Genomic DNA, 15246 nt, shown 5'->3' with positions numbered 1-15246 from the left:
GTTACGGTTAGAAAATAGCCGTTGATACTGTTGGTTGTGCTGATGGTCACAGCGTTTTTTTACAGCAGATTCTAAAAACAAGTATCAGGGAATATTGGCTTTCCAATGCGAAAGGATCATAGACCATACTGGCTGAAGCGCGCTTTGCTGAATTTTCGCAACTGGCGCTGCCGACACTTCTTGCTGCCCCAGTTCGACGCAATCGGACACGAGCCGGAAGTTATGCACCCGGCTTCGGTGAAAGTGTTCGGCAATAATATTCGTCTGGGTAACTTCCCCCATTTGATTTCTACTCCGGATAACTGCATTCGCTTCACTGCCATGGGGCACCGTGGAGGCGATGCCCACATCGCCATCGGAGACTACGTACTGATTTCTCCGGGTGTGCGCATCTCCGCCGGCGAGTCCATCACCCTTGGTGATGCCTGTATGCTTGCGGCAAATGTGTACATTTCCGACTCGGATTGGCACGGCCTGTACAATCGCACGCGGCCGTTTCGCTGCACCGCACCGATATCCATTGGTAACAACGTCTGGATCGGAGACAGCGCGATTGTCTGCAAGGGGGTGTCGATTGGAGATAATTCGGTAGTGGGGGCGGGCAGTGTGGTTACCCGAGATGTTCCCGCAAACACGGTTGTTGCTGGCAATCCTGCCCGTGAAATCAAGCAGATAAACCCCCGCCGTCGCATGATTACCCGGGAGGCACTATTCGCCGATAGCTTCCGGCAGGCGCACAATCTCGATGAATTAGATAAAATGCTGCTCACAGGTAACAGCCTGTTGGGGTGGCTGAGGTCAGTGATATGGCCGCGGCGAGGGGATTAACGCAGTTTGGATGTCGAATAACAATGCATAAACAGGGCAGTGTGGTACTGATTGGTATGCCGGGGGCCGGCAAAAGTACCCTTGGGGTATTGCTGGCGAAAGAGCTGGCCAAAGACTTTGTAGATACAGATGTACTGATTCAGCTGCGGGAAGACAAGACGCTGCAGGAAATCATGAACGAGTCGGATTACCTGAATCTGCGTCGTATCGAAGGGGAAGTAATTGCCGTGGCGGAGCTACCCAATCATGTGATAGCCACCGGTGGCAGTGCGGTGTACAGCGAAGAGGGGATGCGCAACCTGCTGAAGTTTGGTCCTGCGGTGTTCCTGAACTGTTCCGCCGATGAGCTGCGCCGCCGTATTCACAATTATGAAAGCCGCGGTATTGCCAAGGCGCCGGGGCAGAGCTTTGAAGAGCTGTTCGAAGAGCGGCAGGCGCTGTATCGCCGTTATGCGGATATTGTCGTGGATTGTGATGGACAGGATCTGGAGCAGGCCCTGGGGCAGGTGGTTGCGAGGCTCGAGGCTCGCTGAGTCTGTCCGACTTGCTCGGTCAGGGCGGCATGGCTTTGGGCTAATACCACGATATTCTTGAGATGGCTGCCAGGTTTGCCTGGACCGGGAACACGAGTCCCGGTCCGGCATCCGACACTGGCCGCAACCCGATTAGAGCGGCAGCTGAGTGGTGTATTTGACCTGCTTCAGTGCGAAGGTCGAATTCACCGAAGCCACGTTTGGCAGATGCACCAGCGAGCGCTTGAGTAGTTGCTCGTAATGCTCAACACTGTCTACCACTACGCGCAGTACATAATCTTTATCGCCACTGGTGGAGTAACACTCCACAACTTCCTGGACGTCCTGCACTGCCGATTCGAAATTGTTCAACGAATCTTCATCATGGTTGTGTATGGTGACATAGCAGTATACTGTGACCCCTAGGTCAAGTTTACGCGGATCCAGGAGGGTGACGCGCCCACGGATGATACCTTCGGCTTCTAGGCGCTTGATGCGACGCCAGCATGGGGTATGGGAAAGACCCACTTTGTCTCCCAGCTCAGCCATGGAATAATCGGCGTTCTCCTGTAGCGCCCGCAGGATCTTGCGGTCGAAATCATCCAGGTCGGTTGAGCGCTTCATATAAACTCCTGTCCTACATTTTATCTATTGGCCGAGATGGCTGTCATAATTTTACGTGTAAACCCGTAAATAAAGCAATGTTTCCATGTGCTTTAAGCACTAGTATGACCTGACCAAGCCGTCGCTAGCGCTGGTTGTCGGAAAACGACCCGTATGAATTGGCGCCAAAACCGGCGACGAGCGCCCCGAATCACAATAATTACCGGAAGCCCGCAGACCTGGCGGGGCTTCACAGATCAGCGGGAAGAAGTAGGCGTATGAGCGAGCAGAAAGTGGCGTCTGGATCGAAAACAGAATCTCAGGCGGAAACGGTTCAGGATCAGGCGATCACCGATCACAAGGTTGCTGAATCTTCGGTGTCTCTCGACGATCGGTACACCACCCTCAAGGGGCGGGTTCTGTTGTCCGGCATTCAGGCGCTGGTGCGTCTGCCCATCGACCAGATGCGGGTCGATTCCGCGCGCGGCCTCAACACCGCCACGTTTATTTCCGGTTACCGTGGATCTCCCCTTGGCGGTTACGACCAGCAGCTGGCACGTGCCAAGAAAATGCTGGATGAATACAACATTCGCTTCACCCCCGGTGTAAACGAAGAACTGGCGGCCACTTCCGTCTGGGGCTCCCAGCAGGTTGGCTTGTTTGAAGGTGCCGAGGTCGATGGCGTCTGCGGTATCTGGTACGGCAAAACCCCCGGGGTTGACCGCTCCTGTGATGCGTTCCGTCACGCCAATGCGGCCGGCTCCTCGCCGAAAGGCGGAGCGCTGATCATTGCAGGTGACGACCACGGTTGTAAGTCATCGTCTTATCCTGGGCAGTCCGAATTCGCCTTTGTCGACATGCATATTCCGGTGCTGAACCCCTCCACTGTGCAGGAAGTACTGGATTACGGTTTGTACGGGCTGGAGTTGTCGCGCTTCAGTGGTTGCTGGGTGGCGATGATTACCCTGGCCGAGAACATGGACAGCGCCTCCACCGTCGAGGTGGACCCGGCGGGGGTATCCTTCGAATATCCCGAAATCGAGCGCCCGCCAGGCGGTCTGAACATCCGCAAGCAAGACAATCCGCTGGAGCAGGAAGAGCGCCTGTGGCGCTACAAACGTCCAGCAGCACTGGCATTTGCCCGCGCCAACCAGCTCAACAAGCTGGTGCTGGATAATCCAGGCGCGACGCTGGGTATTGTGACTGCCGGTAAAGCGCATCTGGACTTGATGCAGGCATTTGAAGACATGGGCATCGATGAAGCCCGTGCCCGCGAGCTGGGTATTCGTATCCTCAAGGTCGGTATGACCTATCCGCTGGATGTACCCGGAATTCAGGAATTCGCCCGCGGCCTCGATTCGCTTCTGGTTTTGGAAGAAAAGCGCAGCCTGATGGAAGTGCAGCTGAAGGAAGAGCTGTACAACGTGCACCTGCGCGACCCGCATTTCCCGCGTATTCTCGGCAAGGTCGACGAACACGATAAGCCGCTGCTGCCCATGTACGGTGAGCTGTCACCGGCGGTTGTGGCACAAGTGCTCGGGTATCTGCTGGGTGAAGACAATCTCAACGAGCGCGCCAAGCATCGTCTGATGCGGTTGGATGCATTGGCCGAACGTATTTCCGCACAGGCCGGCTCCAGTGTGGCCCGCCTGCCGATGTTCTGCGCCGGCTGCCCGCACAACCGCTCGACCCGTGTGCCGGAAGGCAGCCGGGCACTTGCCGGTATTGGTTGTCACTACATGGCCCAGTGGCTGGATCGTGAAACCTTCACCTTTACCCAAATGGGCGCCGAGGGTGTGAACTGGATTGGGCAGGCCGCCTTCACCAGTGAGCCGCATGTGTTTGTGAATCTCGGTGACGGAACCTACTTCCACTCCGGAATTCTCGCGATCCGCGCTTCCGTCGCAGCCAAGGTCAATATTACCTACAAGATTCTGTTTAACGACGCCGTGGCCATGACCGGTGGCCAGCCCCACGATGGGGAGCTGCATCCGGATATGATCTGCCGCCAGGTATTGGCAGAAGGGGTCAAGCGCGTTGTGCTGGTGATGGACGACACCGACAAATACAAAGGCGCGCTGAGCTTCCCTGCGGAAGTGGAAATTCGCCACCGCGACCATATGCCGGCGGTCATGAAGGAGCTGCGCGAAGAGCTCGGCTGTACCGTGATTATTTACGACCAGACCTGTGCCACTGAGCTGCGCCGCAAGCGTAAGCGCGGCCTGTTACCCAAGGCCGAGGGACGCCCGTTTATCAACGAACTGGTGTGTGAGGGCTGCGGTGATTGCGTCACTCAGTCGAGCTGTATTGCGGTAGAAAAAGTCACCACCCCCCTTGGCGACAAGCGCCGTATCAACCAGACATCCTGTAACCAGGATATGTCCTGCGTAAATGGTTTCTGCCCGTCGTTTGTCACCGTCAAAGGTGGCAAGCTGAATAAGCGCGCCGGCGTGGGCGATGCCCTATTTGATGCGGCAGAAAAACTACCTGCCCCCGAACTGCCAGACCTGGACGAACCCTATAACCTGCTGGTCACCGGTGTTGGCGGTACCGGTGTTGTCACCATTGGTGCCTTGCTGGCGATGGCGGCGCATATCGAGGGTAAGGCGTGCAGTACACTGGATCAGACCGGTCTGGCGCAGAAGGGCGGGGCGGTTTACTCCCACGTGCGCTTTGCCAACCGCCCCGAGTCGCTCAAGGCCGTGCGGATTTCCGATGGCCGGGCGGACGCGCTGATGGCATGTGACCTGATTGCGGCGGGTAACCTGTCTGCAAGCCTGGCGAAGCTGGATGAGACGCTCAGCCGCGCCGTGGTAAATACCCACCTGAGCCCGACCGCCGCATCGGTTCTGGACCGCGAGGATATCCATTCTCCCCAGGCGGTATTGGATACCATCAAGGACGCAGTGAAAGAACTCAACGTGGTGGAGGGGCACAATCTCACCAAGGCCGCCCTCGGCGACACCCTTGCAGCAAATATTTTCATGCTCGGTTTTGCCTGGCAGAAAGGCCTGATTCCACTGGGGCTTGCGGCGATTCAGGAAACCATTCGACTGAATGGCGTTGCGGTTGAAGGTAACTTGCAGGGGTTGGCCGCCGGGCGTCTGGCGGCCGCAGATCGCGAAGCACTGGATGCCTTGCTGTTTAAGCAAGAAGAGACAATCTTGCCCCAGGGGCTGGAGGAAATTGTCGCGCACCGGATGGAGCATCTTACTGGCTATCAGAACGCAGCGCTCGCTCGTCGCTATCGCAACCTGGTGGACAAGGTTAAAGCCGCGGAGATTCTCAAGGTGCCGGGCAGTGAAGCGTTGGCGGAGGTTGTTGCACGCAACTATGCGAAGCTACTGGCTTACAAAGATGAATATGAAGTGGCGCGCCTGTATAGCGATGGCCGTTTTATCCAGTCTCTGCAGGAAAATTTTGCCGGTGACTTCGAACTCGAATTCAACCTGGCGCCGCCACTGCTTAGCCGGTTTGATGAGAACCTGGGGCGTCCGCGTAAAATGAAATTCGGTGGCTGGATGCACAAGGCATTTTCCGTCTTGTCCAAGCTGCGTTTCCTGCGCGGTAGTATGCTGGATATTTTCGGTTACACCGAAGAGCGCAAGATGGAGCGCGGCTTAATTAGCGAGTACGAAAAGATTGTCGACGAAGTGGTGGGGCGTCTGAGCGCTGAGAACCACGCCGCGGCGCTCGAATTGCTGCGTTACCCCGATCAGATTCGTGGTTACGGGCTGATCAAAGAGGAAAACGTAGAACTTGCTCACGAAGCCCGCAACATCGCGCTGCAGCGCTTCTATGACCCGCAGGCGAGTGTGCCGGGCGGATCCTCGGTGGAGGTGTTTGATCCCGCCAAGGCGCAGCAGGTCGGTTAACGAGGTTGTGTGTGACAAAAAAGCGAGCCAATTGGCTCGCTTTTTTGTTTGCGGGAAATTGGGGTGCTTACCAGGCCATCTGTACCCGGAGGCCCAGTTGATTGGTGTTGTCATCGGTAAACTCGTCGTCACCGAAAATTAGGTTCAACATCACGCGTACGTTGCGATTGGCGTAATAATTTAGGCCGATCTGAGCACTGTTGGCTTCCAGTTTGTAGATGTCCCGGTTTTGCATGGTGTCGTAACGGGCAGTGAGTTCCCAAGCGCCACCCCAGAGGCCATTGCCTGATGGTTTGGCGGAATTAAAGGCGCCGCGCTTTTCTTTGTAGGTTTTGTGCTCACCGGTGATCATCCAGCTGCCCTGAATGTACCAGGTGCGTACATGCTGATCATCGATATAGCACCCTAAATCCGGGTCGCAGAGGAAAGGGGGAGGTGCGCCGAACTCGTCTTCGAAATCGAGCTCAGACAGGTAGTAGTCGGCTTCGAAATCGCCAACCACAAACTCCGATTGAAAATAGACTGGGCCATAGCTGCCTGCGAGTTCCACCGACACGGTAGAGACATCGTCACCAAATTCGCCGGGGCTGAGGGCAATCAGCTGTGATGGGCCGCGGCGCCCGGCATAATCGGCTTCGGCGGCAATATCTTTGGAGTCCTGGTTTGGGTTTTCAAAATTGAATGCGGTACCCAGGTGGAGCGTTGCGTGATCGGTGTTGATTGGGTGCCAGGCGAGGCGGCCAGCGGCGCCAACCCCTTCATTACGGGCGGTGCCCGCGTCGCGCAGGTTAAATGCCATCAGCCCTAGAGTGAAACAGTCCAGCACTCCCGTCCAACCAATTCCCTGTTGGAACTGGAAGCCCTCGTATAGCCCCGTGGCGCTCGAGAAGGGGCGCTCGAGCATGGTAATTTCATTGGAGCTGGTCATTTCCGCCATGGAGCGAAACGGCTTGAACTGTCCAATGCGCACTTCACCATTGAGAAACTCATGCGCGATAAAAACGTCGCGAAATCCCCGCCCCGTGGAACCGCCGGCAAAATCCTGTTCGAGCACGTATTTCCAGTCGTAGATATTGCCTTTCAGGGTAATCCGCGCCCGACGAAAATCTGTGGTGCTGACAGGATCTTCAATATCAGTATCAAAGAGGTAGGTGTCAAAATGGATGCGCCCGCCGAGGGATGCGGAGAAATTACCGTCGTCAGACGTGATTTTCAGCCCGCCTTTGGTTTCCGCTTCGTCTGCCATGCTAGTAGCTGCACCAGACAGCAATGCTCCCGCCACCAGGAGGCTGGGCGTGATCATTGAAGTGCGATTGATAGGGTAAAGAGGGGTGAGAGTGGACACCGCGCCATTCCTTTGCAACCAATTGGATGCAGTTTAGTCGGCCTGGAAAGCAGCGGTGTGCCAGGAGTTTAAAAGGGGGTTAAATTTGTTTTACAGTGAAGCCGTCTTGTTCGAGCAGTTCGGTGATGGACTTTTCTCCTACCAGGTGCCCCGCACCAACCACCACAAACAGGGTGTTATGCTGGCCGCTCAAGTCCTGTATTTTTTTTGCCATATCCTGGTTGCGCTTGTAAAACAGCAACTCGTATAAGGGGCCGTATTCCGGATGCTCATCCAGTCCTTCACGGATTACCAGATCGTAGATTTTCTCCTGGTCGCCACTCTTCCAGGCGCTGGTTATCCGCGGTACAAAACTGTCCATATCGGAGAGTTGTTCAAGGGTTTGCTGCAAATAGAGCTCCGGGTTGTCCAGGCTGTTTAGCATTTGGATCTGCCCAAGCACACTCTCCAGCTCCAGTATTTGCGTATTGTTGCGATGTGCCTGACTCAGGAAGTGCCGATCAATACCTGCTTTGGGATCGAGCCCTCTCGCCTGCATCTCAATCAGGCTCAGGGTAATCATCGCAATGGCCGGACGCAGTCGGCTGAAACTGGCTTCAGGAATTTGTCGCTGGTTCAGCCATTCCAATAGCTGGCCGTAGACTTCTGGTGATACGTTGTCTTTAAGCTGTTCGCCAGGGGGGTAGACCGACTCTTGCATGACCTGCATTTGCAGGGCGGCATTAGATTCCATGGCGAGAATGTCTGCTTCAACAACCAGGGCATCGCTGCTTTTGTAGGCGCGCTCAATTTCCTCCCGCAAAGGGTAAAAACTTTTGTCGGCCAAATGAATTGAGCCCAACAGGTAGACGGTTTGCCCATCCTTCTGAGCCTCCAGTAACAGCCCGCGATCACTAGCCGCCTGGGCAGTATGTGCCTGCAGCAAGAATAAGGCCGCCAGAACCCAAATGGTTTTTTGCCAAAGCGCCAAACTTACTAGTTGGGCGTAAAGTCGAGTACCGATAGTGGGAGAGTGATTATTCATAAGCTATTTCCATTTGCTTATCTGTTTGCCAATTTACTTTTTGGTTTGTATTTAACCAGCCAGCCTCGTGATTTGTGTTAACGACATTGTACCGTTATGCGCGATTAGTTGGCGTGCGTTTTGTGAACCGCGCCGGGAAAATGAAATTTGTGCGTTCTGGCGCATAATTCAGCGGTACAATAAACCACATGTAAAGAACGATGTGCGGGAATGGAGAAACATGCGAATTGTTCAGGTGGTACCGTCGATGGAAGGCGGCAAGTTAGCGCAAGAAGCCCTTGAATTTGCCCAAGAAATGGCCCGGCAAGGTCATGAATCTTCGGTGATTTCTTCCGGGGGTTCTCTAGTGTCTCGCCTGACTTTACATAATTGCCAGCATTTTGAGCTGCCTGTGCACCGCAAGGGTTTGATTAATGGCCGGCTGCACCGCAAGGTGCGGAAGCAGCTGGAGTCCTTACAGGCCGATGTGTTGTTGTGCCGCGATAGCCTGTGCAGTTGGCATGGGTGGAAGATTTGGCAGGCACTTCCAGAGGCCGCGCGCCCGCGTCTGATTACTTTCCTTCATCGATGGCCACAAGGGGGTATCTTTGGGGGAGGCTGGATGAAGGGCGCCGTTGCCCGTGGCGAGCTGGTTTTTACTGCCTCACAGGATCTTGCCCGACGCTTGTCAAAGCGCTTCGAGATACCGCTTGCCGACCCTGAAGGTTCGCCCAAGCCATTTACCGTGCGCCACCTTTATCGCGGAGTAAACGTACGAGAATTGGATCGACGCGCTCCCGTGTCGGGACATTGGCAGCAGCGCCTGCTTAATAACTATCCTCAGCTCGAGGGAAGAAGCTGGCTGCTATTGCCTGGAGAAATTGGTCCGGGAAGAGGGCAGGACAAATTTCTGGAGCTGCTCGCTCAGCTGAAGCAGAAGCGTGAAGACCTGTTTGGTCTAGTAGTGGGTGAGGTTGTACCGGGGCAGGAAAAATTTGCTCGCGAACTCGAACGGCGAGCGGAGTCCATGGGGCTTGCCGAACATGTCGTATTTCTCGGGCCGCGCAGAGATATGCGCGAACTTTATGCCAGCGCGCGCATTACCTTTGAACTGGCGGACCCATTATATGCCGACGGCCGGGTGGTTTCTGAAGCGCTCGCAATGGGATGCCCCGCAGTAACGCTCGGTGGGCCGGGGGCGGAGGTGTTGCAACAGTGCTTTCCTCAGGGGCTACCCCAGAGTTTGACTGCAGAAGGTGAGGATGTTGCTAAGTGTCGCGATTTGGACGAACACCTTGTAGCAAGATGTTTGGCGATTCTGCACGAGCCTGAGGCGATCGACTTCAGTGGGTTCAGCCTCGAAGAAACCGGTGCGCGTGCGGTGGATTGGTTCCATAAGGTGAACGGAGTTTCCTAGAGGGGTTATCTCCGAGTAGCTTACTGGGAGGCTACCGCTTCCGGGATAAGTTGGGTGTATACATCCCAGGTCGCTCTGCCCATAGCGTCCAGCGTGAAGCTTTCGGCAGCTTGTTGGAATAGAGGTTCGAAGTCACTAAGCAACTGCGTATTTTTGAGTGCGCAGTCGATCTTTTCGGCAATGTGTTGAGCCTGCACATTGTCTAGCAGATATTCCGCTGGAAGGTAGTCGATCGCATTTCCGGCGCGGTTTGCGAGCACAGGTCTTCGGTGTAATAGTGATTCGATAAGCGTGTAGGGCGTACCTTCCACTTCCGCGGGAATTACCACCAGATTTGCCGCCTGCATGAAATGCCCGATGGCGCTGTTGCTTGAAAAGAACTCTACGCGGGTTTCGATACCCCCGACTTTATCACTCAGCCGCTTCACATGTTGTTGCAGGCTTTCTTTCTCTGGTCCGTCACCTAGCACCATTAGGCGCACGTCTGGCAGCAGGCTAATAGCTTCGATTATGGCATCAATACAGCGTGCCTTTATCAGGCGGCTGGCGACCAGTACCGTTGGTTTATCGTTCAGCGGATCGGGTAGTGGGCCGTACTTTTGACTGGATGCCTGTATTTCAACGCCATTGGGGATGATATTCCAAGCCAGCTTGGAGTTGGCGACGGTGTTTTCACTAATTGCAATACGTGCGTCAAATGCACTGGCCAGCTTGTCTCGTGGGTGACGAACATTGTGCCGGGTGATTACTTGGTGGGTTTCGGTAAAAGGCTGTACCGCCGCGAGTAGTTGCGCCGATTTTGAGCCATGGCCGTGGACGATCTGGTACTCACCCTTGCGAATCAAGTTGGCCAGTCGCCACACGAGGTTTGGGTGGTGACGACTGCGGTCTGTATTGAGCGGAATAAACTGAATACGTTCATCCAGAGTAGGCAGGTAACGGGGGTGCGCGATCACTGCGACCTGGGCATCGGTATGGCGCACCTGCCAGCCGGCCAGGTCGGCGACATGCTTTTCTAGCCCGCCGTGTTCACGGCTGGCAATCAGGTGGCAGATGGTCTGGATCATACGGCTATACATCCGGTGTATTTGCGCCGCGCAGGTTTTTAGTGTTTGGTGCGAGATATGCAGGTGGGTGCGATATCGGTACGGCGCCTTGGCAGTCACGTATCACGCGTGCTGCTAGAGTGCGACCATTGTCCCTGACCGATGTGACAATCTCTTTATGTAATTGTTACGGTTCGCTTTCCGGGGCCTGCTTCAGCTTTTCTGCAGGGTAACCCGATGGATGGCTGACCGTGGCCCACTGTTAAAACTTTGCATGCCAGTTCAGTGACGCGAAATCAAAGCCCGGATTGGGGGTATTGGTGTAGCCATTGGAAAAGTGGCTATAGCGGACGGACAAGGTGTGGCCATTATCCAGCGTATAACCCGAGCCAAAGTGCAAAGAAAAATTCAGATTGGTGGACAAGTCGATATTGCCAAAACTGCGCTCGGTTAAATACGCCGCGCCGACACCGACTTCACCAAATAGACCTTTGGCTTCCCGCTGCGGATACCACCGCAGAACCGGTTTGAGCTCCCAGATCTGTTGCTTCTGTCTTTCACCACGATGATGGATCCGCATATGGCTATAGCTGACCTGAGCCCACCACTGGAGTCTGTGACTGCTGGGGTAATCATAAAACTGGTAGGACCAGTTCGCCCCCAGCATATCGGCGCCGGCATTGGAGCGTTGCTGGATCAGGGCACTGCTGATGCCCTTGCCACCGCTAAATATCCACTCCTGATTGCCGTCTGTCCCGGTAAAGCCGGCGTTGGCATTGCCAGAGGTCAGCATCAGGATAGCGGTGCAGAACAGGGCCATTAAATATTGCGGGGTTGCCAGAATAGGGCGCACTGGCTGGTTGTTTGCACTGAGCAGACAAGCGTTATCACAGTCAGGATGACGAGGAGAGAAGGGCATCATGCAATCGCCGTTTATTGCTGTTAGAGGCAGTATTACAAGGTTAGCGGGATTCTCTGTGAAGACAAGGTCTGCGCCCCGTGTTTCGGGGCGCGTCTACAAGGGTTAGTTTAATTTACCTTAACGCCACTGGCGCTTCAGTTGCCGCAAAGCGTCGGAGTGCAGTTGTCTTGCGCGCTCCTGACTGAGGCCCAGCTGCTCTCCGATAACGCGGAAAGAACAGTCGCGGTCCGATATCAAACCGTAGCGTAGGCTGAGTACCGTACGTTGCCTTGGCGGCAATTTGTTGACGGCGTCTCGCAGCCGCTGTGCCAGTTCCTGGTTGGACACCAATTCATCGGTATTGAACATTTCACCGGCCGGTGCGTAATCCAGACGAGTGCTGCTCTGGTCGTCAGAAATAGGGTCATCCAGTGAGCTTGTCGGTCCGGGCAATTTCAACAGGCTCTGCACCCGTTCAATATCCAGCCCGGTTTGCTTGGCGATGTTTTCGTCAGAGGCCGACAGGCCCTCCGAGCGAACCTGATTGATCGCGCGATAGATATTGCGCAGGTCATCCTGAACGTTCGCAGGCTGGCGCACCATGTCGTCATTACGCCGCAGGGTCAATTGGATTTCCTGCTGGATCCACCAGTACGCATAGGTGGAAAAACGGTATCCCATCTGCGGCTTGAAACGTTCAATGGCTTTCATTAAGCCCACATTGCCTTCTTGAATCAGATCGATAAAAGGCACCGAAGGGTTTCGGAAACGCTTCGCGATGGCGATGACGAGCCGCAAGTTGCATTGGATGAGCTTTTTGCGTTGCGCCTTGAATTTCTTCATCAAATTTTGCAGCGCACTGCGGTCGCGCTGAGAAATTTTGCCTTTCTCGAGTAGCTCATCCGCTTTCGCGATGATCAGCCCGTGATCATAGGCACCGGTGCTACCGCGTTGCTCGACGCCCTCGCTGCGCAAGTCCACTAGCGTGACGCCGCGCTTCTGCAACAAGGCGATGATTTTTTCTTCCAGGTCCCTTAAAAGGCAGGTAGTGGTGTGTTCATCCTCCGGTGTCAGGAGGTCTAGCCGATACAGGTGTTTGAGGTAGTTCTGCATCGGGGTGCCGACATTGTCGCCGAGGGAGTCCTCGGTGCTTGTGTCTTCCTCGACGGCTTCCCCGCGGGGTTGCATGGATTGGTCCGGGTCTTCTTGCTGGAAGTTGCTCCCGGTTACATTGTTGCTATTTTCCTTCAGCCACTGGTCATCCCTTGTTTCGATATTTACTCGGGACAAAAGTCTGAACCTTATGCTGTGGCAGCGTAGTTTTACCTTGTGGACCACGCTGCTGCCGTTAGATTACCGGCGTCATCCTTTCGCAGGATCGCGGCATGGCGCAAAAATTGCCATGCGGACCATTTGACTATAGGTGAAGGGAAGAATTCCGTGGGGAAAAATGCCGAGAATACGCGACCAGTAAGTACGTTCAGGTGAGTTTTGAAGCGTGGGTCAGCATATTGGCTGCTGTTTCACTGTTGCCGATGCAAAGTGACGTAAGTTGGACGAAATTCCGTTATCTTGATTTTGGTTATTTGGGAGTGTTGAGTTAGACAATTTAGGTCTATCCGCACCTTTCGGTGCGGACTCACCGGTAGTGACCAGATTACTTAATCCGTTTTACCCGGAGGGCGCGTCCCCCTTCGGTCTTCCGCATAAAGAAAGAGCCGAGTGCCCCGCGCTCCAGAGTAACCTGTTCACCGCCCCGCCAGATAGTGCGTCCGCTGTCGGTCTGCCGCCATACTTGACCATTATCCAGAGTAAAGGTGTATTTACCGTAGGCACCTTTCTGGGCGCTCTCGATAGTTGCCGTAATCGATTCAGGGGCTTCTTGAATCGCCCTTTTTTCTTCCTGCCCGAAGCGCTGCTCTACATGTGTTTGCAGGTTGTTCGCGAGCTTGTCGTAGCAGGCCAGCCGCTTACTGTCGTCGCTAAACTCGGTGCAGCGCTTTAATTCCTCCTGCACAGTGTCCGCCATGGCAGGTAAACCAAAAATGGAGGTTACCAACAGTGGGGATACTAGCCACAGCTTGAAAGAGGGGGGGCGTTTGTTGGTGGATTTGCGCATAAAGTCAGTTCCGTACGTTAAGTCTGTGGCGCATTGTATCACTACTGCACGTCCTGCCATGCATTTTGAGTTACCTGTCACACTTCCTTTGGGCACGCCGTGGAAGAATAGTCGTGCGTGAATGTAAAAAAATCATAAAGCATCATTGTAAACAACACACAGGGGTAGCCGACTATGAAGAAACTGTTGATTCCCGCAATTGCCATTGCCGCCATCGGTGGTTATTTCTACTACACCAACCTGGATACTGCTGCACCTCAGGCTGAGGCTGTTGCCGAAGAAGAGCAGATTGTTGAAGAGGTTGAGGCAGCCGTAGCAGAAGCGGAAGAGATGGTCGAGGAGACCGAGCAGGCGGGCGATATCATGGCGTCAGCGGAAGAAGACGTGTTTGCCGATGTGCCTGAGGCCATGGGTCATGCTCTGGACGAAACTTCAGAGGCGGTAGCTGAGGAAGTGGCGGAAGCCGTTGAAGAAGCTGCCGACGAGATCGATCACAGCGAAGAGTAATTTTTTGCTGAGTGTCGGAGGGGGTGGCTCTCTCCCTCAAGAAATACCCGGGCAGTCTATTGTTCGGGTATTTTTTTGCCCGAAGCTTGGGTGCAGATAGGGTCAGTTTTTTCCGATATTTTGCAGTGCCAGACGTAAAAAGCCATCCGCATTATCCAGCTCAGCTTGCGCCTCTTCCTGCTCCAGTCCACTGAGTATGATCATAATCGCGAGCTTGGCATTGTGATCGCAGCGATCCAATACGCGGTCGGCTTCCTCGTAGCTCACCCCGGTGGCTTCAACCACGATGCGTCGGGTGCGATCGACCAGCTTGAGGTTAGTGGCCTTAACATCCACCATTAAATTGTAAAAACTCTTGCCAATACGAATCATGCTGGCGGTTGTGAGCATGTTGAGTACCAGCTTTTGTGCGGTTCCTGCCTTCATTCGGGTAGAGCCAGTGAGTACTTCCGGTCCCACCTCCGGGAGGATCGCAATATCGGCCTCCTTGGCGATTGTGGCCGATTTGTTGCAGGCCAGCGCCACGGTAGTGCAGCCCAGTTTACGTGCATAGCGCAGCCCGCCGGTGACATAGGGGGTGCGTCCGCTTGCAGCAATACCTACCACCATATCTTTGCTCGTGAGTTGGATCTTTCTGAGGTCTTCCTCACCCAGTTCCGGGCTGTCTTCTGCACCCTCCTGTGCGCGGTGCACCGCTTCCTCTCCGCCGGCAATCAACGGCACGACCATACCCTCGGGTACGCCATACGTTGGAGGGCACTCAACGGCATCGAGAAGGCCGATGCGGCCGCTGGTGCCGGCGCCCATGTAAATCAGGCGCCCACCAGCCTTAAACGCATCCACGGCTTTATCGGCCGCTTGAGCAATTTCCGGCAGTACGGCCCGTACGGCAGTGGGGACACCGCTGTCGGCATCGTTGATTTTTTCCAGGATTCCCAGTGTGGGCAGTAGGTCGATGTCCTGTGTGCTCGGATTGCGCGACTCACTGGTGAGTACACCCATTTCTTCGCTAATGGACCCTGGAGTGGCGTCGTGATTGGACTTGGTCATATCCCTCTCGCCGGCGAATGGTTGCGTGGGACTTGTTGGT

General features: G+C 54.9%; 13 protein-coding genes. 5 read left to right on the top strand and 8 right to left on the bottom strand.

The features are described from left to right. Positions 1–105: 105 nt before the first annotated feature. Together KUV22_RS04660 and KUV22_RS04655 are read left to right on the top strand one after the other, a co-directional pair. A complete protein-coding gene (locus tag KUV22_RS04660) occupies positions 106–828 on the top strand; it encodes an acyltransferase (RefSeq protein ID WP_222228901.1) in 723 nt (240 codons plus the stop codon). A gap of 23 nt (positions 829–851) precedes the next feature. Further along, complete coding sequence (locus KUV22_RS04655) at positions 852–1361, top strand: shikimate kinase (RefSeq protein WP_222228899.1); 510 nt, start codon at positions 852–854, stop codon at positions 1359–1361. Positions 1362–1493: 132 nt separating this feature from the next. On the opposite strand, the gene KUV22_RS04650 is transcribed toward KUV22_RS04655, so the two are convergent. Next, positions 1494–1964, bottom strand: coding sequence for an Lrp/AsnC family transcriptional regulator (locus KUV22_RS04650; RefSeq protein ID WP_010131435.1), 471 nt, complete (start codon positions 1962–1964; stop codon positions 1494–1496). Between the two features lie 257 nt (positions 1965–2221). Here KUV22_RS04650 and KUV22_RS04645 point away from each other — a divergent pair, with 257 nt between their 5' ends. Further along, the gene (locus KUV22_RS04645; RefSeq protein ID WP_222228897.1) at positions 2222–5818 is read left to right on the top strand and encodes an indolepyruvate ferredoxin oxidoreductase family protein; all 3597 of its coding nucleotides are present in this window, start codon (positions 2222–2224) and stop codon (positions 5816–5818) included. A 67-nt stretch (positions 5819–5885) separates the two neighbouring features. On the opposite strand, the gene KUV22_RS04640 is transcribed toward KUV22_RS04645, so the two are convergent. Both KUV22_RS04640 and KUV22_RS04635 read right to left on the bottom strand, forming a co-directional pair. Then, complete coding sequence (locus KUV22_RS04640) at positions 5886–7163, bottom strand: OprO/OprP family phosphate-selective porin (RefSeq protein WP_222228895.1); 1278 nt, start codon at positions 7161–7163, stop codon at positions 5886–5888. A 79-nt stretch (positions 7164–7242) separates the two neighbouring features. Continuing rightward, the gene (locus KUV22_RS04635) at positions 7243–8187 is read right to left on the bottom strand and encodes a TraB/GumN family protein (protein ID WP_222228893.1); all 945 of its coding nucleotides are present in this window, start codon (positions 8185–8187) and stop codon (positions 7243–7245) included. A 220-nt stretch (positions 8188–8407) separates the two neighbouring features. Here KUV22_RS04635 and KUV22_RS04630 point away from each other — a divergent pair, with 220 nt between their 5' ends. Beyond that, positions 8408–9583: a glycosyltransferase gene (locus tag KUV22_RS04630; RefSeq protein WP_222228891.1), complete on the top strand. Its 1176-nt coding sequence runs from the start codon at positions 8408–8410 to the stop codon at positions 9581–9583. Positions 9584–9603: 20 nt separating this feature from the next. Here the strand turns inward: KUV22_RS04630 and KUV22_RS04625 are convergent, their stop codons facing one another. The 4 genes from KUV22_RS04625 to KUV22_RS04610 form a co-directional block, all read right to left on the bottom strand. After that, positions 9604–10650 carry a glycosyltransferase family 4 protein gene (locus KUV22_RS04625; RefSeq protein ID WP_222228889.1) on the bottom strand — a complete coding sequence of 349 codons (1047 nt, stop codon included), beginning with the start codon at positions 10648–10650 and terminating at the stop codon, positions 9604–9606. A gap of 241 nt (positions 10651–10891) precedes the next feature. Next, positions 10892–11449, bottom strand: a complete 558-nt coding sequence (locus tag KUV22_RS04620; RefSeq protein WP_261319172.1) for an acyloxyacyl hydrolase — start codon at positions 11447–11449, stop codon at positions 10892–10894. A 219-nt stretch (positions 11450–11668) separates the two neighbouring features. Continuing rightward, on the bottom strand, positions 11669–12820 hold the full coding sequence (locus KUV22_RS04615; RefSeq protein ID WP_222228888.1) for a sigma-70 family RNA polymerase sigma factor: 1152 nt from the start codon (positions 12818–12820) through the stop codon (positions 11669–11671). A 367-nt stretch (positions 12821–13187) separates the two neighbouring features. Beyond that, positions 13188–13649 (bottom strand): hypothetical protein, encoded by a 462-nt coding sequence (locus KUV22_RS04610; RefSeq protein ID WP_222228887.1) that lies wholly within the window; start codon positions 13647–13649, stop codon positions 13188–13190. A 174-nt stretch (positions 13650–13823) separates the two neighbouring features. On the opposite strand from KUV22_RS04610, the gene KUV22_RS04605 reads away from it, so the two are divergent. Beyond that, on the top strand, positions 13824–14156 hold the full coding sequence (locus KUV22_RS04605; protein WP_222228886.1) for a hypothetical protein: 333 nt from the start codon (positions 13824–13826) through the stop codon (positions 14154–14156). 102 nt (positions 14157–14258) lie between these two features. Here KUV22_RS04605 and murQ read toward each other — a convergent pair whose 3' ends face one another. After that, on the bottom strand, positions 14259–15206 hold the full coding sequence (gene murQ, locus KUV22_RS04600; RefSeq protein WP_222228885.1) for an N-acetylmuramic acid 6-phosphate etherase: 948 nt from the start codon (positions 15204–15206) through the stop codon (positions 14259–14261). Positions 15207–15246: the final 40 nt, after the last annotated feature.

The organism is Microbulbifer agarilyticus, assembly GCF_019800665.1.
GTDB lineage: Bacteria > Pseudomonadota > Gammaproteobacteria > Pseudomonadales > Cellvibrionaceae > Microbulbifer > Microbulbifer agarilyticus_C.
The sequence above is the reverse complement of the archived record's forward strand: the minus strand, read 5'-3'. Positions and strand labels throughout refer to the sequence as shown.

Bases quoted from the DNA above. Each gene is read 5' to 3' on its own strand.
- KUV22_RS04660 (WP_222228901.1), top strand. From the start codon at position 106: ATGCGAAAGGATCATAGACCATACTGGCTGAAGCGCGCTTTGCTGAAT.
- KUV22_RS04655 (WP_222228899.1), top strand. From the start codon at position 852: ATGCATAAACAGGGCAGTGTGGTACTGATTGGTATGCCGGGGGCCGGC.
- KUV22_RS04650 (WP_010131435.1), bottom strand. From the start codon at position 1,964: ATGAAGCGCTCAACCGACCTGGATGATTTCGACCGCAAGATCCTGCGG.
- KUV22_RS04645 (WP_222228897.1), top strand. From the start codon at position 2,222: ATGAGCGAGCAGAAAGTGGCGTCTGGATCGAAAACAGAATCTCAGGCG.
- KUV22_RS04635 (WP_222228893.1), bottom strand. From the start codon at position 8,187: ATGAATAATCACTCTCCCACTATCGGTACTCGACTTTACGCCCAACTA.
- KUV22_RS04630 (WP_222228891.1), top strand. From the start codon at position 8,408: ATGCGAATTGTTCAGGTGGTACCGTCGATGGAAGGCGGCAAGTTAGCG.
- KUV22_RS04625 (WP_222228889.1), bottom strand. From the start codon at position 10,650: ATGATCCAGACCATCTGCCACCTGATTGCCAGCCGTGAACACGGCGGG.
- KUV22_RS04620 (WP_261319172.1), bottom strand. From the start codon at position 11,449: ATGGCCCTGTTCTGCACCGCTATCCTGATGCTGACCTCTGGCAATGCC.
- KUV22_RS04610 (WP_222228887.1), bottom strand. From the start codon at position 13,649: ATGCGCAAATCCACCAACAAACGCCCCCCCTCTTTCAAGCTGTGGCTA.
- KUV22_RS04605 (WP_222228886.1), top strand. From the start codon at position 13,824: ATGAAGAAACTGTTGATTCCCGCAATTGCCATTGCCGCCATCGGTGGT.
- murQ (WP_222228885.1), bottom strand. From the start codon at position 15,206: ATGACCAAGTCCAATCACGACGCCACTCCAGGGTCCATTAGCGAAGAA.